Source organism: Peribacillus kribbensis DSM 17871 (assembly GCF_000430765.1).
In the GTDB taxonomy this organism is placed as follows: Bacteria; Bacillota; Bacilli; order Bacillales; family DSM-1321; genus Paraperibacillus; species Paraperibacillus kribbensis.
In genome coordinates this window covers 74,448-96,322 of the sequence record NZ_KE387240.1, presented here as the reverse complement: position 1 = coordinate 96,322, position 21,875 = coordinate 74,448, and the positions used below count along the sequence as shown (strand labels likewise).

The 21,875-nt window shown below is 43.7% G+C and carries 26 protein-coding genes; 3 read left to right on the top strand and 23 right to left on the bottom strand.

The window, feature by feature from the left end; all coding sequences use genetic code 11:
• Nucleotides 1–21: 21 nt before the first annotated feature.
• The 5 genes from H539_RS0118655 to H539_RS0118635 all read right to left on the bottom strand — a co-directional run bounded on the left by H539_RS0118655 (nucleotide 22) and on the right by H539_RS0118635 (nucleotide 3,325).
• On the bottom strand, nucleotides 22–894 hold the full coding sequence (locus H539_RS0118655; protein WP_026694773.1) for a superoxide dismutase: 873 nt from the start codon (nucleotides 892–894) through the stop codon (nucleotides 22–24).
• Nucleotides 895–999: 105 nt separating this feature from the next.
• On the bottom strand, nucleotides 1,000–1,488 hold the full coding sequence (locus H539_RS0118650) for a DUF3907 family protein (protein ID WP_026694772.1): 489 nt from the start codon (nucleotides 1,486–1,488) through the stop codon (nucleotides 1,000–1,002).
• A gap of 21 nt (nucleotides 1,489–1,509) precedes the next feature.
• Complete coding sequence (locus H539_RS0118645; protein WP_026694771.1) at nucleotides 1,510–1,929, bottom strand: hypothetical protein; 420 nt, start codon at nucleotides 1,927–1,929, stop codon at nucleotides 1,510–1,512.
• A gap of 66 nt (nucleotides 1,930–1,995) precedes the next feature.
• Nucleotides 1,996–2,568, bottom strand: a complete 573-nt coding sequence (scpB, locus tag H539_RS0118640) for an SMC-Scp complex subunit ScpB (RefSeq protein WP_026694770.1) — start codon at nucleotides 2,566–2,568, stop codon at nucleotides 1,996–1,998.
• The gene (locus H539_RS0118635) at nucleotides 2,558–3,325 is read right to left on the bottom strand and encodes a segregation/condensation protein A (RefSeq protein WP_035323291.1); all 768 of its coding nucleotides are present in this window, start codon (nucleotides 3,323–3,325) and stop codon (nucleotides 2,558–2,560) included. Before H539_RS0118635 ends, scpB begins: the two co-directional genes overlap by 11 nt.
• 318 nt (nucleotides 3,326–3,643) lie before the next feature.
• Here H539_RS0118635 and H539_RS0118625 point away from each other — a divergent pair, with 318 nt between their 5' ends.
• A complete protein-coding gene (locus tag H539_RS0118625) occupies nucleotides 3,644–4,180 on the top strand; it encodes a DUF309 domain-containing protein (RefSeq protein WP_026694768.1) in 537 nt (178 codons plus the stop codon).
• Between the two features lie 37 nt (nucleotides 4,181–4,217).
• On the opposite strand, the gene H539_RS0118620 is transcribed toward H539_RS0118625, so the two are convergent.
• The gene (locus H539_RS0118620) at nucleotides 4,218–4,565 is read right to left on the bottom strand and encodes a GNAT family N-acetyltransferase (RefSeq protein ID WP_026694767.1); all 348 of its coding nucleotides are present in this window, start codon (nucleotides 4,563–4,565) and stop codon (nucleotides 4,218–4,220) included.
• Between the two features lie 433 nt (nucleotides 4,566–4,998).
• On the opposite strand from H539_RS0118620, the gene H539_RS0118610 reads away from it, so the two are divergent.
• Nucleotides 4,999–5,874: a DUF1002 domain-containing protein gene (locus tag H539_RS0118610; protein WP_245602220.1), complete on the top strand. Its 876-nt coding sequence runs from the start codon at nucleotides 4,999–5,001 to the stop codon at nucleotides 5,872–5,874.
• A gap of 34 nt (nucleotides 5,875–5,908) precedes the next feature.
• Here H539_RS0118610 and lysA read toward each other — a convergent pair whose 3' ends face one another.
• The 15 genes from lysA to spoIIM form a co-directional block, all read right to left on the bottom strand.
• Nucleotides 5,909–7,228, bottom strand: a complete 1,320-nt coding sequence (gene lysA / locus H539_RS0118605; RefSeq protein WP_026694765.1) for a diaminopimelate decarboxylase — start codon at nucleotides 7,226–7,228, stop codon at nucleotides 5,909–5,911.
• A gap of 238 nt (nucleotides 7,229–7,466) precedes the next feature.
• On the bottom strand, nucleotides 7,467–8,084 hold the full coding sequence (gene spoVAEA, locus H539_RS0118600; protein WP_026694764.1) for a stage V sporulation protein SpoVABEA: 618 nt from the start codon (nucleotides 8,082–8,084) through the stop codon (nucleotides 7,467–7,469).
• Between the two features lie 36 nt (nucleotides 8,085–8,120).
• Nucleotides 8,121–8,573 carry a stage V sporulation protein AB gene (locus H539_RS0118595; protein ID WP_081415950.1) on the bottom strand — a complete coding sequence of 151 codons (453 nt, stop codon included), beginning with the start codon at nucleotides 8,571–8,573 and terminating at the stop codon, nucleotides 8,121–8,123.
• Entirely contained in the window at nucleotides 8,533–9,153 is a 621-nt protein-coding gene (locus H539_RS0118590) for a stage V sporulation protein AA (protein ID WP_026694762.1), read from the bottom strand. Before H539_RS0118590 ends, H539_RS0118595 begins: the two co-directional genes overlap by 41 nt.
• Before the next feature lie 390 nt (nucleotides 9,154–9,543).
• Nucleotides 9,544–10,302, bottom strand: a complete 759-nt coding sequence (gene sigF / locus H539_RS0118580) for an RNA polymerase sporulation sigma factor SigF (protein WP_026694761.1) — start codon at nucleotides 10,300–10,302, stop codon at nucleotides 9,544–9,546.
• Nucleotides 10,303–10,314: 12 nt separating this feature from the next.
• Nucleotides 10,315–10,755, bottom strand: a complete 441-nt coding sequence (spoIIAB, locus tag H539_RS0118575) for an anti-sigma F factor (protein WP_026694760.1) — start codon at nucleotides 10,753–10,755, stop codon at nucleotides 10,315–10,317.
• Nucleotides 10,756–11,106 (bottom strand): anti-sigma F factor antagonist, encoded by a 351-nt coding sequence (gene spoIIAA / locus H539_RS0118570; RefSeq protein ID WP_026694759.1) that lies wholly within the window; start codon nucleotides 11,104–11,106, stop codon nucleotides 10,756–10,758.
• 125 nt (nucleotides 11,107–11,231) lie between these two features.
• The gene (locus H539_RS0118565) at nucleotides 11,232–12,398 is read right to left on the bottom strand and encodes a D-alanyl-D-alanine carboxypeptidase family protein (protein WP_026694758.1); all 1,167 of its coding nucleotides are present in this window, start codon (nucleotides 12,396–12,398) and stop codon (nucleotides 11,232–11,234) included.
• Between the two features lie 665 nt (nucleotides 12,399–13,063).
• Nucleotides 13,064–14,368, bottom strand: a complete 1,305-nt coding sequence (locus H539_RS0118560; protein ID WP_026694757.1) for a pyrimidine-nucleoside phosphorylase — start codon at nucleotides 14,366–14,368, stop codon at nucleotides 13,064–13,066.
• 22 nt (nucleotides 14,369–14,390) lie between these two features.
• On the bottom strand, nucleotides 14,391–15,206 hold the full coding sequence (locus H539_RS0118555) for a purine-nucleoside phosphorylase (RefSeq protein WP_026694756.1): 816 nt from the start codon (nucleotides 15,204–15,206) through the stop codon (nucleotides 14,391–14,393).
• 15 nt (nucleotides 15,207–15,221) lie between these two features.
• Entirely contained in the window at nucleotides 15,222–16,409 is a 1,188-nt protein-coding gene (gene deoB / locus H539_RS0118550; RefSeq protein WP_026694755.1) for a phosphopentomutase, read from the bottom strand.
• A 461-nt stretch (nucleotides 16,410–16,870) separates the two neighbouring features.
• A complete protein-coding gene (xerD, locus tag H539_RS0118545) occupies nucleotides 16,871–17,764 on the bottom strand; it encodes a site-specific tyrosine recombinase XerD (protein ID WP_026694754.1) in 894 nt (297 codons plus the stop codon).
• 2 nt (nucleotides 17,765–17,766) lie between these two features.
• The gene (locus H539_RS0118540; RefSeq protein WP_026694753.1) at nucleotides 17,767–17,994 is read right to left on the bottom strand and encodes a YqzK family protein; all 228 of its coding nucleotides are present in this window, start codon (nucleotides 17,992–17,994) and stop codon (nucleotides 17,767–17,769) included.
• A 121-nt stretch (nucleotides 17,995–18,115) separates the two neighbouring features.
• Nucleotides 18,116–18,598 carry a ferric iron uptake transcriptional regulator gene (gene fur / locus H539_RS0118535; RefSeq protein ID WP_026694752.1) on the bottom strand — a complete coding sequence of 161 codons (483 nt, stop codon included), beginning with the start codon at nucleotides 18,596–18,598 and terminating at the stop codon, nucleotides 18,116–18,118.
• Nucleotides 18,599–18,711: 113 nt separating this feature from the next.
• The gene (spoIIM, locus tag H539_RS0118530) at nucleotides 18,712–19,359 is read right to left on the bottom strand and encodes a stage II sporulation protein M (RefSeq protein WP_026694751.1); all 648 of its coding nucleotides are present in this window, start codon (nucleotides 19,357–19,359) and stop codon (nucleotides 18,712–18,714) included.
• Nucleotides 19,360–19,469: 110 nt separating this feature from the next.
• Between spoIIM and H539_RS0118525 the strand changes: the two genes are divergently transcribed.
• Nucleotides 19,470–20,057 (top strand): GNAT family N-acetyltransferase, encoded by a 588-nt coding sequence (locus H539_RS0118525; protein ID WP_342664022.1) that lies wholly within the window; start codon nucleotides 19,470–19,472, stop codon nucleotides 20,055–20,057.
• A gap of 72 nt (nucleotides 20,058–20,129) precedes the next feature.
• On the opposite strand, the gene H539_RS0118520 is transcribed toward H539_RS0118525, so the two are convergent.
• Nucleotides 20,130–21,299: an endonuclease Q family protein gene (locus H539_RS0118520; protein ID WP_026694749.1), complete on the bottom strand. Its 1,170-nt coding sequence runs from the start codon at nucleotides 21,297–21,299 to the stop codon at nucleotides 20,130–20,132.
• A complete protein-coding gene (locus H539_RS0118515; protein WP_026694748.1) occupies nucleotides 21,296–21,850 on the bottom strand; it encodes an NUDIX hydrolase in 555 nt (184 codons plus the stop codon). The genes H539_RS0118520 and H539_RS0118515 overlap by 4 nt, the downstream gene beginning before the upstream one ends.
• Nucleotides 21,851–21,875: the final 25 nt, after the last annotated feature.

The following is a 21,875-nucleotide window of genomic DNA, read 5'->3' as shown; positions in this document are numbered from 1 at the left end:
CGGTTCACAGCATTTTGTTTCTCAAAATGGCACCCATTCAAGCTGCCTTGCCTTGACAAAACGGGCTTCTGCATTCGGCCAGAATACAACTCTCCACCAATTCTCCACATATTGAGCCCTTACATTTTTGTATTGAAGATAGTAGGCATGTTCCCAAACATCCAGCACCACTATTGGGATGGTGTCCCACTGTGTGAGGTTCATATGAAATTCGGATTGAAGGACCTCCAGTTTCCGGGATCGGAGCTGCCACACTAGTAAAGCCCAGCCGACACCTTCCACCTGCTTGGCCGCTTCACTAAAGTGGCTTTTGAAGGCGTTAAAGGAACCAAAGTCCTTTTCAATTTGTCTGAGCAGAGCTCCCTGCGGTGTCCCTCCCCCTTTCGGATTCATGATCTCCCAAAAAATTGTATGAAGGTAATGTCCAGATCCATGGAACGCTGCTTCTTTTTCCCAATGCTTAAGCATGGTATAGTCATTCTGGCTTCTGGCCAAGGCCATCATTTTTTCCGCTTTGTTCAATCCATCCACATAGGTTTTATGATGCTTATCGTGATGGAGGCGCATGATTTCCTCGGATATGACCGGAACCAGAGCATCATAGGCAAAAGGCAGGGGAGGCAGCCTGTGTTCTCCTATTCCCACTCCGTTCCGTTCCCAGCCTTCCGGCTTAACGCTCGCTAATTTTTCCGTAAGTATTTCCGCTCTCATTTGAAGTTCAAGTATTTCCTCCATTTGTGGTTCCCTTGATTCAAGCTGCCATGCCAGATCTCTTACATTATTTGCAATGTCATACAGCACAGGATTTGCGATCGCCGCCCTGCCCGCATCGGTGTCCGTAATTGCTTTTACCCATTTGGAAACATCATTTGCATATTTTCTATAGTGAGACATCTCTACACCTCCCATAGTAATCGTATGATGCTCACTCATGGTTATGCTGGCAAAAACGCAAAACAGCCTTCCCCATTTAAAGAGGAAGGCTGACTCGCATTCTAGTTAATTGGATTGAATCATTTTAGTTCGGTAATCTGTCTCATAAAACTCCAGTTCTTCCCTTACAGCCTGAAATGCTGACTCCAGCTGTTTGACCAGGTCAGACATGGAGCCGGGATGTTCCATTCTGAATTTAATGGAGTTTTTCCCCGTATAGGCAGACCGGCTGTCTTCAAACCAGCAGTCGGATTTGGGAGAAAAGAATTCCTCTACTACCTGATGATATACTCTATATAATATTTTTTCGGCAGCAGCTTTATGAAACACTTCATTTTGAAGAACGACTCTGCAAGCCTCAAGGTTTTCTTCACTATAGACAGCCAATTTCCTGATTGCAGACAATAATGCCTTATAATAGTCAGAGTCTCCTGCCTTTTCAGCCTGCATGGAGTTGAGTGTGGTGGCATTCAAGTAGTCCTCTATATGTATAATGGATGTCTGTAAAAAGGATTTTACGTCCTCGAGCTGAGATTGGATTATAGTATTGGCCATTGTTCACTGCACCCTTCTTTATTAATTAACTGTGGTCTGCGAAATAAAATCCTTTGGAGACAGGATGTACCCCGAATCTTCCATCCTTTCAAACACCTTGGCGAATCCCTGCAAGTCCATTCCTTTAAATAACTCAATAAAAGCTTTTTCTTGATTTATATATACTCTTTTCCTGCTGTGGAATGCCGGATTTTTGACGAGAGCGGCAAGGGCAGCAAGATCTTTTACATGAACATCCCTGCCGGCTGCTGTAAAAACGGGGCCCTCCTGGATGGAAAGCCATTCAAAGAAGGCACTATCAAATGTCCTGACATAAAGAACGCTCAGAGACTTTTCTTTCCCTTCATCCACATAATGGACTTCTGACCGATTAAAGAAATCTTCAGAAGTGGTCGGAAGCTCCTTTTCCAATTCATACCCTATACACCTTTTTATCAGCATACTATTCTCCTTCCGGAAGAGGTATTCCCTTGGATTTAATTTTACCAAATTCAGAAAGTTATGTCATTAGTCCCTGTTATTCATATTGCCAAAAAACAGGTCGGCATCTCCGTCTTCAAAGCTATCCTGTTCTTCCTTCAGCTCAGGCAGCTCATCGAGAGTGTTAAGGCCGAAATAATCCAGGAATTCTTTAGAGGTTCCATATAGATAGGCCCTGCCGGCTCCTTCTGCCCTGCCGACATCTTTAATCAGCCCTTTTGATACCAGCGTATGAAGCGGTCTTTCCGTCTTGACACCCCTGATATCTTCTATTTCAGCCCTGGTAATGGGCTGCTTATAGGCAATGATGGCCAGCGTTTCCAAGGCAGCCTGTGAAAGCCCTTGAACACCTGGTGATTCCACAAGCTTTTTCAGATAATCCGAGCAGTCTTTTTTCGTTGCAAGCTGATAAACCCCAGCCATTTGGAGGATGTGAATCCCTCGGTTCGAAGAGCTGTATTCTCCATTTAACTCTTCCAATAATTCCTCTGCCTCATCTTCGGTGATTTCCATTACCCTTGATATTTGACTTAATGACAGACCTTCATCCCCTGCTACAAATAACAAGGATTCCAGTATTCCTTTATTACTAACTTCCAACTGCTACTACACCTTCCTTAGCTGCAACATAGATCTCGGAGAAATTGGTATCCTGTTCGACAATTATGTTCCTAAGCTTCATTAATTCCAGCAGTGACACAAAGGTCACGACGATATGCTGTTTTTCCGGTAAGGGAAACAAATCGTAAAAGCTTACTTTCCTTGCTGCCGAACTGGCAAGGAAGTCCATGATATCCTTCATTCTAGTTTCTATGGATACTTCCTGTCTCTCAATTTTTGCCGTGATCGGCTTCTGGATTTTTTTCCTTCTTAGCAGTTTTTGGAAGGCTCCAAGCATATCATATAGAGTTACATCAAGCTCCAGCTTTTCAGGCTCCGCACTTGATGCATACTCAGATAAATCACTCGGCGGCTTGGTAAAGACCAGGGAACGGTCCTGTTCAAGCTCCTTGAATTCAGAAGCGGCATTCTTATATGCCCTATATTCCAATAGCTTTTCGACCAATTCATCACGAGGGTCCTCCTCAAGGTCGTATGCATCTTCGTGATCATAGCTTTCTTCTTCATATTTTGGAAGAAGCATTTTACTTTTAATTGCCAAAAGAGTTGCAGCCATCACCAGATATTCGCTGGCGACATCCAGCTGAAGCTCTTTCATGGCATGAATATATCCGAGATACTGCTCCGTAATCTTCGCAACGGGAATATCATATATATCGATTTCGAGCCTGTTGATCAAGTGAAGCAATAAATCCAGCGGGCCCTCGAAAGCTTCTGTCTTAACACTATAAATCATATAATTCACCAGATTTTCTTCTTAAAATTCCATCATCAATGATAAACTAATCCTAGTATAGAGGATAAACGGCCAAATCTCCAATACATTAGGCAAAATTACCGGCTGGAAATGCAAAAAAAACAGGGATTCCCTCGTACTGTACCTAACTGGCTTTCCAGGGCTAAGGTACATTCTGTTCCTGATTATTCTATGATAAAATGAGCAGCAAGGACAATCCAAAGGAATGGCAAGGACAATCCAAAGGAATGCAGGGGCTGAGAAAGGCTTAAGGCCTGGCATGACCATTTACATAGCTGCCAAAGAAAGGAAGTTTACATGAGCTATCCACCGGAATATATTCAATTTTTAGTTGAATTTCATTGTACCCGTGATTATTTTGAATGCCATGAGATATTAGAGGAGTATTGGAAGAATCAGCCGGCAAAGGACCGCAATCCTGTCTGGGTGGCTTTTATCCAGTTGGCTGTTTCGCAGTATCATTTCAGAAGAGACAATCGTAATGGGGCCATCAAATCCCTCAGAAGCGCCGAAAAACGGTTCATCCAAGAAAAGAAACAGGTAACAGAGCTTGGAATCAGCCATCATCTATTACTGGAGATGTTAAATGGACTGAAGGAATCCATTTTAAATAAAGGGGAATATCACAGCGTGAACCTTCCCATTCAAAACAGCCGTCTTCTCCTTTTATGCCAGGAGGCCTGCAGGAAAAAGGCCCTGCAATGGGGATCGCCCAGTGACCTGTCCCAGGACATTCTTGTCCATAAACATAGGATCCGTGACCGGTCGGTCGTCATTGAGGAAAGAAATCGGCAGCTTGAAAAAAGGCGAAATCAGGGGGATGTAAAAAGATAGGGGGAGCGGGCAAAAAAAGCCGCCCCCTATTAGGTTCTTAATCAATATGGCACTTTCCGACTATGCCTGCTGTCAATTCATTCGTAACAATCTTTTTATCCGGAAATTGGTTCTTCATGGCTTGGACCATGCTTTTTGCGACTCCCTGTTTCCTATATGGCGGATTTACAGAAATATGCAGAACTTCTAATTCCGTATCGCTTAACATTTGAACTCCGATCAGTCCTTGAATTTCTTCCTGCTTCCACAGAAACAGCAGAAATCTCTCGTCTGTTTCGTATAGCTTCATAGTGGACTGAAGCTTTTTAATATCCTTCTCATTTGGCATGAAAGAGAGAAGGCCCATGGCAATCTTCTCAAAGCTTTTCTTATATTTTATAAGCATCAAATAATCCCTCGTTATTAAAGGTGGTTGCTTCTAGAGCAGCGGCAGGCAGCTGCTGCAGCATCATCATAGTATCTTTCCTGCTGGGGGCCAGGCACAATCCTATTAATACTTAATTTCTTCTTAACTCGTTTTAATCATACAAAAATTAAAATCCTTATTCAACATTTTCTTCTTTAAACCGATATATAATCCATCCTTTTTCTCCATAATTTACCTGCCTTTTAGTTTTTTCTTTCCGGTTTGCAAAAAAAATGTTAGTCTACTAAGGAAAATGATTTATAGTACAGATGGCTTTTTTAAGATGGGTGCAAAAGCAGGTCCGCAATTTTGGATGAAAGAATAAACATACAAGCGGCCTTTTAAAAGCTGCTTTTCAAAAAGTGAATCCTTTTACTTTTTTATCCGTCTATATAGTTAGAGGAGGATTACTATGAAACTACTTAAAATGAAATGGCTGGCTGGCGCCATTGCGCTTGCGATGGCTGTCATGCCTTTAAAAGCCTTTGCCGATGCGGCGCCCGGCGACCAGATCGTAACTCTGGGCGAAAACCTTACAGAACAGCAAAAGTCAGCGATCCTCGCCGAATTTAAGGTGCCCGATAATGTCGAAACAGTTACAGTTTCAAATGATGAAGAACATAAATATCTTGGAAAATATATTTCTTCCCGTCTGATCGGAACAAAGGCACTGTCTTCGTCGGCCATTACGCTTGGACAGAGCGGATCCGGTCTGTCCGTCCACACCAAAAACATTACCTGGGTAACGAAGGAAATGTATATTAATGCATTGGTAACAGCAGGGATTAAAGATGCCGATATTCAAATCACAGCTCCATTTCCTGTTTCTGGGACTGCTGCTTTAACAGGCATGATTAAAGCTTACGAAATCACTGCTGATAAAACGATACCTGAAGATGTCAAGCAGGCGGCTAATGAAGAGATGGTCAAAACCGCTCAGCTAGGGGATGAGGTCGGAAAGGATAAAGCCGCCGCCCTGATCACCCGAATTAAAGAGGAAATGGCCAAAAACCCGCCGAAAAATGAGGATGATATCCGGACCATCATTGAAAAAGCAGCCAAGGATCTTGGCATTACCTTGACAGACCAGCAGCTTCAAAGCCTGGTAGATCTTTTCAAAAAACTGAAGGACCTGAACATTGACTGGAGCAAGGTCGGCCACCAGCTGAACAAAGCAAAGGATGTTGTCAGCAACTATCTGAAATCGGATGAAGGCCAAAGCTTCCTGGAAAAACTCAAACAATTTTTTATAAGTTTAATTGATGCGATTAAGTCATTATTCTCATAATAAAAAAGCAGCCTGCCGCTGCTTTTTTTATGAATTATTTTACGGCTTTTTGCTTTAACGGTCTGTCGTGTTTGATTAAATCATCTAAGGACTCCCGTTCTATTACCAGCTGATCTTCCCCGTTCTCCACAAATACAACAGCAGGTCTCGGGATCCGGTTATAATTATTCGACATAGAATAACCATAGGCACCAGTACAAAATACGGCCAGAATTTCTCCTGCCTCTGCTTTTGGCAGCGGAAGGTCCCAAATGAGCATATCACCGCTCTCACAGCATTTCCCTGCAATGGACACCACTTCTTCCGGAGTATCCAACGGCCTGTTTGCCAATACCGCTTCATACTTGGCATCGTATAGCGCCGGGCGTATATTGTCGCTCATGCCCCCATCTATCGCCAGGTATTTGCGAATTTCCGGAACTTCCTTCACAGATCCAAGCTCATACAGAGTGGTCCCTGCATCTCCGACCAGCGAGCGGCCAGGTTCAATCCAGATTTCGGGCATTTTTAAATCGGAGCCTGCTATCTGCTCCTTTACCTCTGTGACTATTTTTTCGACATAAACAGATGCCGGCAGCGGGTCGTCATCTTTCGTATAACGAATCCCAAAGCCGCCGCCAAGGTTTAATACCTGCGGCTCATAATTGAATTTCCTATGCCAGCCCTTCAATTGCTCAATAATTTTTCTTGCGGCAAGGATGAAACCTGTCGTTTCAAAGATTTGGGATCCAATATGGCAATGGATGCCCAATAGGGTAAGGGATTTTGACTGAATGGCATATTCCAGGGCCTGCTCTGCCTGTCCGTTCATTAAATCAAATCCAAATTTCGAATCTTCCTGTCCTGTCAAAATATAATCGTGGGTATGAGCTTCTATGCCCGGTGTCACCCGCAGCAGGATGGCTGCCTTTTTATTCATTTCCCGGCATAGGTCATCCAGAAGGTACAATTCTGAAAAATTATCTACTACGATACATCCTATATTTTCATTTAATGCCATGGTCAGTTCAGCCCGGCTCTTATTATTCCCATGGAAATGAATCTTCTGTCTGGGGAATCCTGCTTTGATAGCCGTATAGAGCTCCCCGGCCGATACCACATCAAGGGAAAGCCCCTCTTCTTCTACAAGCTGAATCATCGCAAGAGAAGAGAATGCTTTGCTGGCATAGGCCACCTGGGCTTTGACTCCCATTTTTTCAAATGTCTCTTTGAAGCCTCTTGCTCTTTCGCGGATCAGGGCTACGTCATACACATATAGAGGAGAACCGTATTTCGATACTAATTGTAAGGTATCCACTCCGCCAATTTCTAAGGAATTATTATCGTTCACTCTGCTTGTACCGTAATAATACATCTTTTCTCTTCCCTTCTATGCTCACAGAGGCTGTTTGCTCTATTAAAAAAAGGCCGGGCCCATTGAATTATAAAGGGAGCCTGACCCTTTTTCTTTATTATATCCTTGTACCAATGATAAGGTTACAGCTGACTTGTAAGTATTTCCTTTTTATTCGCGTAAATAGTTCCTTAATTAAGAATAATTTATTCCCTAAGTTATCATACAATTCACTTTTCAGCAACATCCATTTACCAGGCTATTGTAATTCGTCCCTTCCTTCGTCAATAAAAGGAGTGCCATAAAGGCTTTCATTATAACCGCTTCTTTCAAGGATCAGCTCGACCGCTTTCCTTGTGACAGGGGATCCCTTGTCAGCATGGTCTCTTCCATCCATCTTCCCAATGTCTCCTATTCCGACCACGATGGGAATTTCTAATTGATCAATGCAATATACGGTATCTCCATGAATCATTCCCATTTCGATCTCCGGGAGTCCATTTTTGTCCACTCCATAGGGAATGATTTCACCTTCTCTGTCTATGGATACATGGACCCTTGACCATTCATTCTGCCTCGTGTTGGACGCGACGGCAATCAGGCCCAGCACTTCAATATCCTGATGGCGGGCTATGTATTTTAAGGCCAGCTCTCCCGGTCCCTCCCCAACCAGACCGCTGTCATCAAACATGACCAGCACAGGATCATAGGGAGCCATTTTAATTAACTGAAGGATTTCTCTTCCTGTCAGTGCTGTTGGATTTCCGTGAGAAAGAGAGATGCACCGGCCGCCAATATCACGTGCCACTCTTTCTACAGCGCGTTTGGCATATTCATCGCCATCTGTAATTATGATGATCTTTCGCTTATCCGCCATAGAAATGTCCTTTCCTTCTTTCGGCCGTTCAGCCTGTTATAAATCCACATAATACAGCCATTGAAAGAGGGAACCGGCAACTTTCCCCAGTACAATAGCCATCATCAAATAAATGATTTTCTCTTGCACCCCGATCCGTTTGGAAAGGATCGGCAGCACATTCATTACTTCTGTAAGAGCGGCTGCGAGCATCCCATTAAAAACACCGTTTGCAGTGCCGATACCCGCCAATATAAGAGGCGGAAGATGGAATGTGTGATCTCGGAGGCTGAACCAGCCGCCCGCTGCTGCCCCAAGAATAACCGCCCATTCATAATACCTTGCCTTCGTGACAGTTTTGGTGAGCTGTGTCAATCTCGGCACGATACCCAGAACGGTCAAAAAAGCGACAAATCCGGTGCCTACTGCCAGGCCGCCCGCCAGACCCACAAGAATCACCGCCAATATGCTAATGATCACGGATATGCTTAATATTCTCCTTATTTTCATGCATGATGACATACCGGTCGAGATCCTGCTGATAATTAAAGATTTCTACTTCAAGCGGGCTTGGCTCTTCATTGAATTTCTTCTTAAAAAAGTGATTGAAAAATAAAATCATTCCTGCACCCAATCCAAGGGAATAGGGAATTTGCAGAATCAGGGGCTTTTTGACGTCCCTTCCTGTAATCAGTCTATAAAGCTTCTGGTGCACTGCCTGCATACTCACATCTTCATGGAAATTCATGATGGCAATGGCACCTCCCACAAATAATAGAATCCACACCAGGACAAAGAGGATGGTTGAATGTTTTCTTTCCTTAAGTATAATCTCCAAAATGGTTTGGGAGGGTCCAATGCTTTGAATTTCAGCCTGGGGCTCCTGTGCTAAAATCCTTTGGATCATCATTGAACAGTCTATGATCACCAGATTCTGATCCTTTGGCATGATGCGATGGACCACGATATTCTCTATCTTGTTTAAAAGATCTTCGCTCCCAATCAAAATAGCAATATCCTTTACTTTAACTTCTTTAAGGTCCTTCACTTCCACCCTGTGGCGCATTCTTACATATACGATATTGTCCATAATTTTGCACATCCTGCCCATAAAGAACTTATATGCTTTAGTATTTATCTTTTAAATGGGATTATGTAGAAAAATCATTTACTGAACCAAGAATTGGATTATGACATCTTAGAATGGAGCTGTTGATTTCCGTTCCAGGTACTTCGCTTTCCACTTCAATCAACAGGATTTTTAAACAAATTTAGTGGTAAAGAAAATTTTTTAAAAAAATCACTTCCTATGTTATGTCATTAGAAAGAATGATATTTGTCTTCTTTATAACCAGCTTCCTTTCTTTGCCTTTGGGATTGTTATGGCGCATGTCAAAAACCGCAAAAAAATAGACGGAGTATATTTGCTCCATCTATCCTTACTCATTGCCTTCTAAAATCCCGGCAATTTTCTATTCCATTATTCATCCATGCGGATTTTCATTTGTTTTAATATTTTTTTTTCAAGCCTTGATACCTGGACCTGGGATATTCCAAGTCTGACGGCCACTTCAGATTGTGTCTGGTCCTTGTAGTATCTTAAATAGACAATCAGTCTTTCGCGTTCGTCCAGCTCTAAGATTGCCTCTTTTAAAGCTATTTTATCAAACCACTTTGTTTCATTTGTGTCTGCAATCTGGTCTAGGAGTGTTATAGGGTCGCCGTCATTTTCAAATACAGTTTCATGGATGGATGATGGAGAACGGCTCGCTTCCTGAGCCATGATGATTTCCTCCGGTGTAAAGCCAAGATATTCGGCAAGTTCATTGACAGAAGGTACACGCCCTGCTTTTTTCGAAAGCTCGTCTTTTGCCCGGCGAATTTTGTTGGCCATTTCCTTTAGTGAACGGCTTACCTTGACCGTTCCATCATCACGGATAAATCTCTGGATTTCACCGATAATCATCGGTACAGCATAGGTGGAAAATTTCACATCAAATGATAAATCAAATTTGTCCACAGATTTTAAAAGGCCGATGCAGCCTATTTGAAACAAGTCATCCGGCTCATAGCCGCGGTTCAAAAAGCGCTGAACCACAGACCATACAAGCCGCAGGTTATTCTGTACAATCGTATCCCTTGCCGACTGATCCCCATCCTGGCTGCGCTGAATTAAATCCCTGACATCCTCATCCTTCAAATGCGTCCTGTTATTGTCGTTCTTGACCTCCACATCCATATGCAAGTCTCCTTAATTGCAAAAAGCATTGCTTTTAGTTAATTGCTTTTTCAACCGAATTATTGTTCCTTCACCTGTATGGGATATGATAGAAATCTCGTCCATAAAATTCTCCATGATGGTAAAGCCCATTCCCGATCTTTCCAGATCCGGCTTTGTTGTGAAAAGCGGCTGCCTGGCTTCCTCTACATCTAGAATGCCGACCCCTTCATCCCTAATGGTCAGCTCCACGGTGCTGTCGTCAATCGACACGGAGATATAAACCATGCCTTCCGGATCATTCTCATAGCCATGGATGATGGAATTTGTGACGACTTCAGATACAACCGTTTTAATTTCCGTCAGTTCATCCATCGTGGGATCCAGCTGTGCGATAAAGGCTGCAACGGCTACCCTCGCAAAAGATTCATTCTGGCTCAGGGCGGAAAACTGCAGATTCATTACATTTTTCATTTAAGCAACCCCCAATTTTTGCAAAGCATTTTCTTCTGATAATTCCAGTTTAACAATTTTCAATAACCCGGACATCTCAAAAAGCCGCTTTACTGGCGGAGAAATAGCACAGACTATCATCTCGCCGTGGTTTTGCTTGATCTGTTTATATCTGCCCATCACTACCCCAAGTCCTGAGCTATCCATGAACGATAATTCTTCCAAATTTAATATAATATGTCTGATATTGTGCTTCACAATGGCTGTGGAAGCCCGGTTTTTCAAATCCTCCGCCGAATGATGATCCAATTCACCGCTTAAGCGGATGCAGAGGATATTGTCCCTGATTTCCTGCTCGATCTCAAGACTCACTATTTACAGCCTCCTTATCTGTCTTATAGTGAGTCAAATTCTAGATTTCAGGCTGATTCTCCTTCTAGGCTGACAAAACTAGTGGTGTTTCTTCTAAACTTGTCTGATTGCACTTTTTTTTGACATTAGTGGCTGCCAGTAAACATTCCAAAGGATTGTTTAAAATTTTTCCACCATCCTGCTTTCTCGATCGTAGTATTGGCGATGATGGCTGACTTTGAAATCGTCTTTCCGTTTTTTTGGACCATCAGGGTTCCAATCCGGTCCCCTTTTTCAACCGGTGCCTTCAGGTTTGAGTTCATGACCACTTTCTTGCTGATGCCTTTTTTGGACTCACCCTTTTTCGTTAATATGGATACAGGTTCTCCAGTCACCCCAGTAACTCTGCTTTTGGCTCCTTTACTTACAAAGGCTTCCGCAAGCTTTTCTCCGCGTTTATACACAGGATAGGTCTGATAATGTGAAAATGCGTAATCAAGCATCTTCGTGATCTGCGTATTTCTTTCCTTTGGAGAAGGGGCGCCAAAGATCACAGCAATGACACGCATATTGTCCTTTTTTGCGGTTGCCGTCAGACAATATTTCGCTTCCTGGGTAAAGCCGGTTTTCAGCCCATCCACCCCCGGATAGAATTTAACGAGTCTATTTGTATTAACAAGCCAGAATTTTTTATCCGTATTTTCGCGCAGATAATCCTCATACTTCCCGGTGAATCTAGTGATTTTCCCTTCATATTTCAGGAGTTCCTTTGCCATGACAGCCATATCATAGGCGGTGCTGTAATGATCCTTGACAGGCAGCCCTGTTGCATTTTGAAACTTTGTATGCTTGATCCCAAGTTCTTTTGCCTTCTTGTTCATCATCCCGACAAAAGCTTCTTCTGAACCGCCGATTCGTTCCGCCATTGCTACTGCTGCATCATTTCCGGACCCAATCGCAATCCCTTTCAGCATCTGCTCTGTTGTCATTTCCTCACCCGGCTCCAGGAAAATCTGCGATCCTCCCATAGACGCAGCATGCTCACTCGTTCTAACCTTCTCATTAAGTGACAGCTTCCCTTTATCGACGGCTTCCATAATCAGCAGCATAGTCATGATTTTGGTCATGCTCGCTGGCGGAAGTTCAACATTTGAATCCTTGTCATATAAAATCTTTCCGGTATCCCTTTCGATCAATACCGCTGAGCGTGCATCAGAAGCCAGTTCGGTGGATGATTCCGCCGCTTCAGCCTTCGGCAGTCCAATTCCCAATACAAACATAAAGAGCAGCGCTCCAGTGAAAATGCGTTTCATGCCAAGCCCTCCTAGTTATCATGAACTTTTCAGCTTTTAACATTTTTTTCTAACAGCCTTCATTTTTTCCAATTGAGTCTTTTTTATACAAAAATATACAGGGCTGTTTGGCTTTTTTCTTTAGAGGGCCTATCCTCCAGTCCTCGGCTATTGGTATTTTAGAGTGCTTGAGATCGCACTAGAGAAAAAATTTAGTCCAAACAGGTGCAGTACAGCAAAAGGAGGCTTGGAATGAAACCATTCCAAGCCTCCTTTGCTTAATTTTATTTTTTCGGCTTTTTTATAAGTGATGAAGACGGCAAATGTGGCGGAATTGAGCTTTATCCCGTTCATTTTGGAGGGGATGGGGATATTTCGGCAGGCTGGATCAGTTAGCGGTGAATTGGAATCACTCCTCGGGTTCTAAGATCATTTAATTAGAGTGCGGATCAATTCAACTCTTTACCGATCAATCCCCATAAAACCGGACCATTGCTAAAGCTGGTTCATTTCAGATCATTTAATGATTATACCGGACCAATAAAGTTGAAAAACGGATTATTGATCCTGAATTTCGGATCATTCCCTTAAGTCCATTAATAAAAAGGCAGCAGACAGACCCGATACTGAATCGGGCCTGCCTGCTGCCTCGTTCTGCTTCCTTCATACGAAGCAGAACGTTTATTTTACAGGGTGATTTCTCCGTAAACCAATGTCGGTTTTGGCACCTGTTTTTCTGTCACTTTGATATGCTCGAGCAGAAGCTGCTTCACTTCAGCAACATCTTCAAAATTGCTGTAAATCGTTACCAGGGAGTCACCCTTTTCAACCTTGTCACCGATTTTTTTATTGAGCATGAGTCCTACACCAAGATCGATCTGTGATTCTTTGGTCGCTCTTCCCGCCCCAAGGAGCATGGCTGCTGTACCGATTTCATCAGCGGTTATTTCTGAAACATAGCCTTGTGACTCTGCTTCTACCTCAATCTTGAATTGTGCCTGCGGCAATCTTTCAGGATGGTCCACAACTGAAGCATCGCCGCCCTGTGATTCAAGGAATGTCTTGAACGACTTCAAGCCTGAGCCATCTTCAATCGCTTTTTTGAGTTTTGCTTTTGCTTCTTCAAGATCCGCGGCTTTTTCCGCCAGGAGTACCATATGACTTCCAAGAGTCAAACATAGCTCTGTTAGATCTTCCGGACCTTTGCCTTTTAGCGTATCGATGGCTTCCTTCATTTCCAGCGCATTACCGATTGCAAAGCCCAGCGGCTGGCTCATATCTGAAATAACGGCCATCGTCTTGCGTCCGACGTTATTCCCGATGCCGACCATTGCTTCTGCAAGGGCACGTGAGTCTTCCAGAGTTTTCATAAATGCCCCGGCACCCGTTTTAACATCCAGTACAATCGCATCTGCGCCCGCCGCAATTTTTTTGCTCATGATGGAGCTTGCGATAAGAGGAATGCTGTTGACAGTAGCTGTGACATCGCGCAGTGCGTACAGCTTTTTGTCTGCCGGTGTCAGGTTTCCGCTTTGGCCGATCACGGCAATTTTATTTTTATTCACCAGGTTGATAAATTCTTGATTTTCGATCTCCACATGGAAGCCTTCTACGGATTCCAGCTTATCGATCGTTCCGCCTGTATGTCCAAGGCCGCGGCCTGACATTTTCGCAACCGGTACACCTACCGAAGCAACAAGAGGGCCAAGTACAAGTGTTGTGGTATCTCCCACACCGCCTGTACTGTGCTTGTCTACTTTGATCCCTTCAATTGCACTCAGGTCAATTTGATCCCCGGATTCCACCATTGCCATTGTCAGATCTGCCCGCTCCTGCTGGGTCATATCCTGAAAATAGATGGCCATGGCAAGTGCGCTCATCTGGTAATCCGGAATGGATCCGTCTGTGTATCCATTGATGATAAATTTGATTTCTTCTGTGGAAAGGGCTTCTCCATCCCGTTTTTTTTCTATTAAGTCAACCATTCTCATTTTATATCACCGCTTTATCTAATTATGGTAGTTCGCTAACAATCTTTTTAATTAAGTTCAGGAAGTTTGTTTTTACCTTTTCAGTCGTTTCGATTACCTCATCATGGGAAAGCGGCTGATCAAGGATCCCCGCTGCCATATTGGTGATGCAGGAAATCCCTAAAACGGAGAGTCCGGAATGGCGCGCCACGATGACTTCAGGTACTGTGGACATCCCAACCGCATCCCCGCCAAGCACTCTCAGCATGCGAATTTCAGCAGGTGTTTCATAGGTAGGACCTGAAAGCCCCATGTAAACTCCTTCTTTTAATGAAATTCCCAGGCTGTCTGCCGCCTTCCTGGCAATATTGCGGTACTCTTTTGAATAGGCCTCGGAAAGATCCGGGAATCTCACTCCAAAATCACTGTTATTCGGACCGATGAGAGGATTTGTCCCGATGAAATTGATATGATCGGAAATCAGCATTAGATCACCAGGCTCAAAGCTTTCATTCACTCCTCCTGCCGCGTTGGTCACAATGATTTTCTCTGCGCCCAAAAGCTTCATGACGCGGACAGGGAACGTTACTTCATCCATGGAATAGCCCTCATAAAAGTGGAATCTTCCCTGCATGGCTATTACTTTCTTCCCGGAGAGGTCGCCTGCCACCAGCTGGCCTTTATGGCCTTCAACGGTAGAAACAGGAAAATTCGGGATCTCGCTGTATGGAATGGTAACCGCATTTTCAATCTCATCAGCAAGCACACCAAGGCCAGAGCCTAGAATCAATCCCAATTCAGGTGTTTCAGTCAATTTTCCTTTTAAATAATCTGCTGCTGCTCTCATTTTTTCATACATACTCTCTACCGCCTTTTATTTAAGATCAGATAAGAAGCTCTTTCCATATTCAGGCATCTTCACACCGAAGTTATCTGCAATGGTAGCCCCTGCATCCGCAAATGTTTCCCTGATTTCAAGCTCCCTGCCTCCATTGAAGCGCTTGGAGTATACAATCAGCGGCACATACTCACGGGTATGATCTGTTCCCGGATGGACCGGATCATTTCCATGGTCAGCCGTAATCATCAGAAGGTCATCTTCCTTCATTTTTTCTAATACTTCCGACAGCCTGGCGTCAAACTCTTCGAGAGCGTTTCCATAGCCGATCGGATCACGTCTGTGGCCAAAGGCAGCGTCAAAGTCTACCAGATTCAGAAAGCTGATTCCGTTAAAATCCATATCCAGTGTCTGATTCAGCTTATCCATGCCATCCATATTGGAAGTGGTTCTTAAAGAGGAGGTAATTCCTTCTCCATCATATATATCGGAAATTTTCCCAATTGATAAAACATCAAAGCCAGAATCCTTTAATTCGTTCATGACCGTACGGCCGAATGGCTTTAATGCATAATCATGGCGGTTAGGCGTTCTTTTGAAATTCCCCGGCTCGCCCACAAACGGCCTTGCGATGACCCTTCCTACCTTATATTCATCCTGAAGCGTTAATTCCCTGGCAATTTTGCAGATTGAATAGAGTTCGTCCAGCGGAACAATTTCTTCATGGGCAGCGATCTGAAGCACAGAATCTGCCGATGTGTAAACAATCAAGGCACCTGTTTCCATATGTTCTTTGCCCAGTTCATCAAGAATCGCCGTCCCGCTTGCCGGCTTGTTCCCAATGATTTTTCGGCCTGTCCTTTGTTCAAGCTCATTCAGGAGGCCCGCCGGAAATCCATCCGGAAACACTTTAAACGGATTCTGGATATTCAAGCCCATGATTTCCCAATGCCCCGTCATCGTATCTTTGCCATTGGATGCCTCCTGCATTTTTGTATAAAAAGCCAGCGGCTTCTCTGCTTTTTCAATCCCCTGAATTTCCCTGATATTTGAAAGGCCCAGCTTGGCCATATTCGGCATGTTCAGTCCATCCATCCGCTCTGCGATGTGGCCTAAAGTGTCTGCCCCTTTATCTCCAAACCTCTCTGCATCCGGCGCTTCCCCAATTCCTACTGAATCCATGACAATCAGGAATACACGTTTAAAGTTTATCTTTTGCTCCATATATAACTCCTCCAATTTCTAAAAAACTATGGGTTGTTATAAATATGATACCCATCGAGCAGATCATTCACTCTGGCAGCTCTATGTAAACGTCAGAAGTCTGACAACCTCATTTTATACGATAAGCATCCGTTTTCACAATGAAAACTTTACATTTGCTAAAAAAATCCTATTCTAGCTTTTTATTTGACATGTCCAGGTAGAATGCTGCTATAAAGGCAGGTTAATTTCCGTTACAGGATGCTCGCTTTCCGCAGGGCGGGCGGTGAGCCTCCTCAGCTTTTAAGCCTGCGGCGTCGCACCTGGAACGTAGATCAACCTATTTTAATAATTTGATGATTTCACAGAACATTTAATAAAACAGCAGTTCTTTACGAAATAAATTTTATTTATTAGAGAAATAATAAAAAAAGCAGCCCGTTTATGACAACTCTGGCTGCTAGATCTATTAAGCTTGCAATCTATGCTCTTGGATGGAATTTGGTATAGACATCCTTAAGCCTGACATTGGTGACATGTGTATAAATTTGTGTGGTCGAGATGTCAGCATGGCCAAGCATCTCCTGGACGGCCCTTAAATCGGCTCCATTCATGAGGAGATGGGTAGCAAATGAATGTCTCAGCGTATGGGGTGTAAGCTCTTTTTCAATGCTCGCTTCACTTGCGAGCCTTTTAAGAATCTTCCAAAACCCCTGCCTTGTCAGCTTGTTTCCATGATGATTCAGGAATAAGAAATTGGTTTTATTTTTTTTGCTTACAAGCTGCCCCCGGCCTTTTGAAAGATACTCTTCCACTGCATTTAAAGCCGCCTGGCCGATTGGGATGATCCGTTCCTTATTCCCCTTTCCGACACATCTTACAAATCCCATGGATGTATGAACATCGGAAAGCTCAAGGGAAATCAGCTCACTGACCCTCATTCCCGTGGCATACAGCACCTCAAGCATGGCTTTGTCTCTTAAGGAGAGTGCAGTCCCCGATTTAGGAGCATCCAGCAGCGCCTCAACTTCTTCCATGCTCAGCACCTTTGGCAGGGCCCTCTCAAGCGCCGGGCTTTCAATATGTACGGAAGGGTCTTCATCTGCAGCTTTTTCACGCAGCAGAAATTGGTGAAAGGAGCGTATAGAGGCGATATGCCTTGCAAGCGTCTTGGACGACTTGCCCTGCCCTTTCAGGTGGGAAAGAAAATGAATGATATTCACCCGATTGCATGCCTTCCAGTCCTTGACCTGCTCCACATTGATCAGATACTTCATATACGAATTTAAATCCCGTTCATAGGATATGATGGTATTTTTAGAAAGTCCCCTCTCCACGGTCAGATAGTGAAGAAAGTCTTGTATTTGGTCCTGCATGTTTATTCTCCGTTCTTATAGAACAGCAAAAGCCGGTCAAACCACTTCCCATCCGAGGAATGGACCGCGTTTGATACCTTGATTGCTGATCCCTTTGGCTCATCATAGCGATGGTAATCCTCATATTCCTGGTTTAACCAAATCATCCCGAAATAAAACAAGACCGTAAAACTAACAAATAATATAAATACCTTTGCAGTATGAAAAATCAAGTTTGCCGAACTCTTCATAATACTCCCTCCGTTCCTTCCATATATCAATCTATGCCAATTTGGATAAGATTTATACCTGGAACAGATGAAGCTTGAAATGAATAAACCTTTTCCTGTCCGGAAAAGGCTTTTATGAGTGTTAAGTTAGTTTCAAGGCCGGTCCGGTCAATTCCACATCTTCCATTTTCGATTGACATCTATGGCAGATTCCGTGGAATGTCAGTCTGTGGTCTTTAATCTTGAAATTCCAGTCCCGTTCGACGATTGTTTCTACATCCCCCAGGAGATCTTCCTGGATTTCATCCACTGCCCCGCATTCTATGCAGACCAAATGATGATGGAAATGCGCTGCGCCTTCCTGCCTTAAATCATAGCGGGAAACGCCATCGCCAAAATTTATTTTATCCACAATTTTTAATTCAGTCAGCAATTCCAGAGTTCGATAAACTGTTGCCAATCCAATCTCAGGCGACTTCTCTTTTACTAGGAGGTAAACATCTTCCGCACTCAAATGATCCTCTTCGTTCTCAAGCAACACACGGACGGTAGCTTCTCTTTGAGGAGTTAATTTATAACTGGATGAATGCAACAGTTTTTTTATTCGTTCTATTCTGCTTTCCATATCTTTCTCCCTCCCTCGCCGCTGTCTTTTTTATTATAACAAATGAAGAGGGAGTGTCAAAATATAATTATTACAATCTAGACTTTATAATTATTATCATAATAAAATGATTATCATTTACTAGCCATACTAACGACGCTTTTCATGAGGTGGGGAGATAGGAAGGTCTCCAATGCCCCTGCGGCAAGCAGGAATACTGCAGCTGCGGTAAGGCAGATGAAATAACGGATGATTGCAGGCTTCAGGGGCTTCTCCAGCTGCTTCATGAACAGCCGTCTAAAAATCTTTATCGATAACGATAACGCCAGGGTTGTGATAAGGATAAAGACCGGGACGATAATGATATTCTGGGGGAAGATGGACACAATGGCCAGCAGAAAGCCTCCGAGGCCCATCTGGTTCACTAGGAAGCCTACCGTAAACCCCACTACCATTCCCTTAAGAAAAAGCAGGACTAAAATGATTGGCAGACCGATAATAGAGATACCAAGCAGCCAGATCAATCCGATATACTTAATATTATGGCTGACGGTCTGCCAGAACATACCGCTGTCGGCACTGATCTGTCCCTGCTTGACTTGTCCAAAGAACTGCGATAAATAGTAAAATAAATCCTCTTTCTGATTGAAGCTGAGACTATTTACCACAATTGCCCCGAATATGACTCCCATTAGAAATAGAATGGTTATAAATAAATAGATTGAGGAATGTTCCTTAATATGGCTTATTGCAGCATTTTGTATTACGGATTTTTTCTTCATTCTCTTTTCCTCCCCATTGGCTTACTAGATTCTATGCAGATCATCCGGAATAATATGACAGAAAATTCTATTCTTTCAGCTTTTGATCTGATATAATCCTAAACAATTTAATGGATTGGAGGCAAAGGAATTTGAATGCTGTTTTAATGGATTTCCCACAGAAGATTGAATCTGAAAGATTATACATAAGGCCTTGCATGCCAGGAGATGGGAAGGATGTTTATGAGGCTGTCATGGCCTCAAAAACGGAGCTGGCAGAATGGCTTCCCTTTGCCCGTAAAGATACGGCCTTGGAAGAGACAGAAGAGGGAGTAAGAAAATCTTATGCAAAGTTTATCGCCAGAGAAGACATCCGCCTTCATATCTATCGGTCGGAGGACGGCCACTTTGTTGGCTCAACCGGCTTTCATCGGATGAACTGGGAGGTGCCAAAGGTTGAAATCGGCTATTGGGCGGATACGCGGTATAGCGGGAATGGATATATTACAGAAGCAGTCGATGCCCTTACTCAGTTTGCCTTCACTTATTTTAAAGCCAAGAGAGTGGAAATCCGCTGTGATTCCCGTAATACCCGGAGCCGGAGAATTCCGGAAAAGCTTGGCTTTGCCCTTGAAGGCGTTTTGAGAAATGACGGGCTGTCCCCAGATGGGGCTTCTGTGAGAGACACCTGTATTTTTGCAAAAATCCACCCTTCTTAATAGGCTTTTTGATAGAGAAAAAAGAGACACTTTCATAAGGGGAATATTTCCTTACTGAGAGTGCCTCTCTTTTTATGTGATCCGTACTTTTCCGTATCTGCCTCCGCCACCGGCCTCTATATCCAGCTGTCCTTTCCTTGCCAAATCAATATAGTTCGCTGTCTTTTCTCCCACAATGACGCTCAACTCTTCAAAGCGGGCATGATGGATGATGCCCATCTCTGTTTTAAAAGCTTTCAGCAGCTTCTCGAGAGATTTTGGACCCAGCCCTGGAATGAACTCCAAAGGAACCTGATGAATGTAAGGCGGCCTCTTTCTTTGGTGGTCATTCGGAAAATAACTTTTCAATTCTTCAATTCTTTTGGAGACGCCTTTGATGAATTTCTGGCTCCCGCAGCTGCAGGCTCCATCGTCTGCCGGCTTTTTCTGCAGGCACTTTGGACAAACCGAGTCATAATACTTTCCAAGCAGGGGATTCAAGCCGTAATTCGCCTGTATTCTCCGGTCTTCTTCCTCGGACAGAGCCTTTTTCAATTCAGCGAAGCTTGGCTCCATGAGGTACACAGACTGATACTCCCTCGCAATTTTACCTAGGGAATGGGCGTCGGAATTGGTTAAAAACACATAAGGATTCAGCTCTTTAATGCCCCCGGCCATATATGTGTCTGAGCTCAGCCCCAGCTCTATGCCATCTATTAAATCAGGGTCAAAGACCTCCTGCAGGCTGACCTCCACCCCTTTTCCAAATAAACTCTTAAAGGGAGTGAACACATGGGCTGGGATAAAAAGTCCGCCAAGCTCCTTGACTTTTTGCTGAAGAATGACGGCATTTACATAAATCCTCTGCGAGCTGAGCCTGATATTTTTTAAATGGTTTTGCATCCACAGCGAAAACTCTCTCATTTCCGCCAAGTGCGGAAAATAAGCCAGAATATGAATCGGCCCTTTACAGTTTTCATCGTAAATTTCTATTTCGCTTCCTAATATAAGAACCAGGTCCTGATATTTCAGTCCCCCGCCTTGAACCTCTGAAAGTTCCCCTGCCTTAAGCATTTCCTCCAGTTCCGAAAGGATTTCCGGAGAATGGGCGTCTATGATCCCGATCATATCAAGGCCCTTTCTATCATTGGCTGATTGAAGGATGTTAGGAAGAGTCAGCGATTTGGCGCCGGTAATCTTAACAGCCTTTCCGGAAGAGGTCCGTCCTATATGGATATGGAGATCGGCAAAGAAGGTCTTCATTTCTTCTTTTCAGCTTCTCTCAATTGCAGATATTGAATGGCATATACCGTTTTGGCATCATAGATTTTCTGATTTTTTACATACTCCAGCGCTTCCGGAAGAGTCAGCTCCAATACCTCCACGAACTCATCCTCGTCGAGCGGGGCTGAGTCTTCCTTCCTTGTTAATCCGGAAGCATAAAAGATATGGACCAGCTCATCCGCAAAGCCCGGTGACGTATAAAAGCCCGATACATATTCCAGTGAATCGCATACATATCCGGTCTCCTCTTCCAGCTCCCTCCTCGCTGAGTCCATCACATCTTCCCCTTTTTCAAGCTTTCCTGCCGGAATCTCAACCAGCGTTCTTTCCATCGCTTTCCGATATTGCTCAACCAGCAGGATTTTATTTTCGGGGGTAAGGGCAATAATAGCTACTGCACCTGGATGCTTGATGATTTCCCTGGTGCTCTTCCTTCCGTTCGGCAGTTCTACCTCGTGCACCTCGAGGGAAATGACTCTGCCTGAAAAGATGGCGGATGAATCCAATGTTTTCTCTTCTAGTTTTTCCATGATTTACACTCCCATGTTCTATTAA

Coding starts and splice junctions, on each gene's coding strand:
- fur (WP_026694752.1), bottom strand. CDS start 18,598: ATGGAAAGCAGAATAGAACGAATAAAAAAACTGTTGCATTCATCCAGT.
- H539_RS0118560 (WP_026694757.1), bottom strand. CDS start 14,368: ATGAGAATGGTTGACTTAATAGAAAAAAAACGGGATGGAGAAGCCCTT.
- lysA (WP_026694765.1), bottom strand. CDS start 7,228: ATGTATTATTACGGTACAAGCAGAGTGAACGATAATAATTCCTTAGAA.
- H539_RS0118635 (WP_035323291.1), bottom strand. CDS start 3,325: ATGATTTATAGTGTTAAGACAGAAGCTTTCGAGGGCCCGCTGGATTTA.
- deoB (WP_026694755.1), bottom strand. CDS start 16,409: ATGGAGCAAAAGATAAACTTTAAACGTGTATTCCTGATTGTCATGGAT.
- H539_RS0118650 (WP_026694772.1), bottom strand. CDS start 1,488: ATGGCCAATACTATAATCCAATCTCAGCTCGAGGACGTAAAATCCTTT.
- spoVAEA (WP_026694764.1), bottom strand. CDS start 8,084: ATGGCGGATAAGCGAAAGATCATCATAATTACAGATGGCGATGAATAT.
- spoIIAB (WP_026694760.1), bottom strand. CDS start 10,755: ATGAAAAATGTAATGAATCTGCAGTTTTCCGCCCTGAGCCAGAATGAA.
- H539_RS0118520 (WP_026694749.1), bottom strand. CDS start 21,299: ATGAAGACCTTCTTTGCCGATCTCCATATCCATATAGGACGGACCTCT.
- H539_RS0118620 (WP_026694767.1), bottom strand. CDS start 4,565: ATGCTTATAAAATATAAGAAAAGCTTTGAGAAGATTGCCATGGGCCTT.
- H539_RS0118525 (WP_342664022.1), top strand. CDS start 19,470: ATGGATTGGAGGCAAAGGAATTTGAATGCTGTTTTAATGGATTTCCCA.
- H539_RS0118645 (WP_026694771.1), bottom strand. CDS start 1,929: ATGCTGATAAAAAGGTGTATAGGGTATGAATTGGAAAAGGAGCTTCCG.
- H539_RS0118515 (WP_026694748.1), bottom strand. CDS start 21,850: ATGGAAAAACTAGAAGAGAAAACATTGGATTCATCCGCCATCTTTTCA.
- H539_RS0118590 (WP_026694762.1), bottom strand. CDS start 9,153: ATGGACAATATCGTATATGTAAGAATGCGCCACAGGGTGGAAGTGAAG.
- H539_RS0118655 (WP_026694773.1), bottom strand. CDS start 894: ATGTCTCACTATAGAAAATATGCAAATGATGTTTCCAAATGGGTAAAA.
- H539_RS0118540 (WP_026694753.1), bottom strand. CDS start 17,994: ATGAAGAGTTCGGCAAACTTGATTTTTCATACTGCAAAGGTATTTATA.
- sigF (WP_026694761.1), bottom strand. CDS start 10,302: ATGGATGTGGAGGTCAAGAACGACAATAACAGGACGCATTTGAAGGAT.
- xerD (WP_026694754.1), bottom strand. CDS start 17,764: ATGCAGGACCAAATACAAGACTTTCTTCACTATCTGACCGTGGAGAGG.
- H539_RS0118625 (WP_026694768.1), top strand. CDS start 3,644: ATGAGCTATCCACCGGAATATATTCAATTTTTAGTTGAATTTCATTGT.
- H539_RS0118595 (WP_081415950.1), bottom strand. CDS start 8,573: ATGAAAATAAGGAGAATATTAAGCATATCCGTGATCATTAGCATATTG.
- spoIIM (WP_026694751.1), bottom strand. CDS start 19,359: ATGAAGAAAAAATCCGTAATACAAAATGCTGCAATAAGCCATATTAAG.
- H539_RS0118555 (WP_026694756.1), bottom strand. CDS start 15,206: ATGTATGAAAAAATGAGAGCAGCAGCAGATTATTTAAAAGGAAAATTG.
- H539_RS0118610 (WP_245602220.1), top strand. CDS start 4,999: ATGAAACTACTTAAAATGAAATGGCTGGCTGGCGCCATTGCGCTTGCG.
- H539_RS0118565 (WP_026694758.1), bottom strand. CDS start 12,398: ATGAAACGCATTTTCACTGGAGCGCTGCTCTTTATGTTTGTATTGGGA.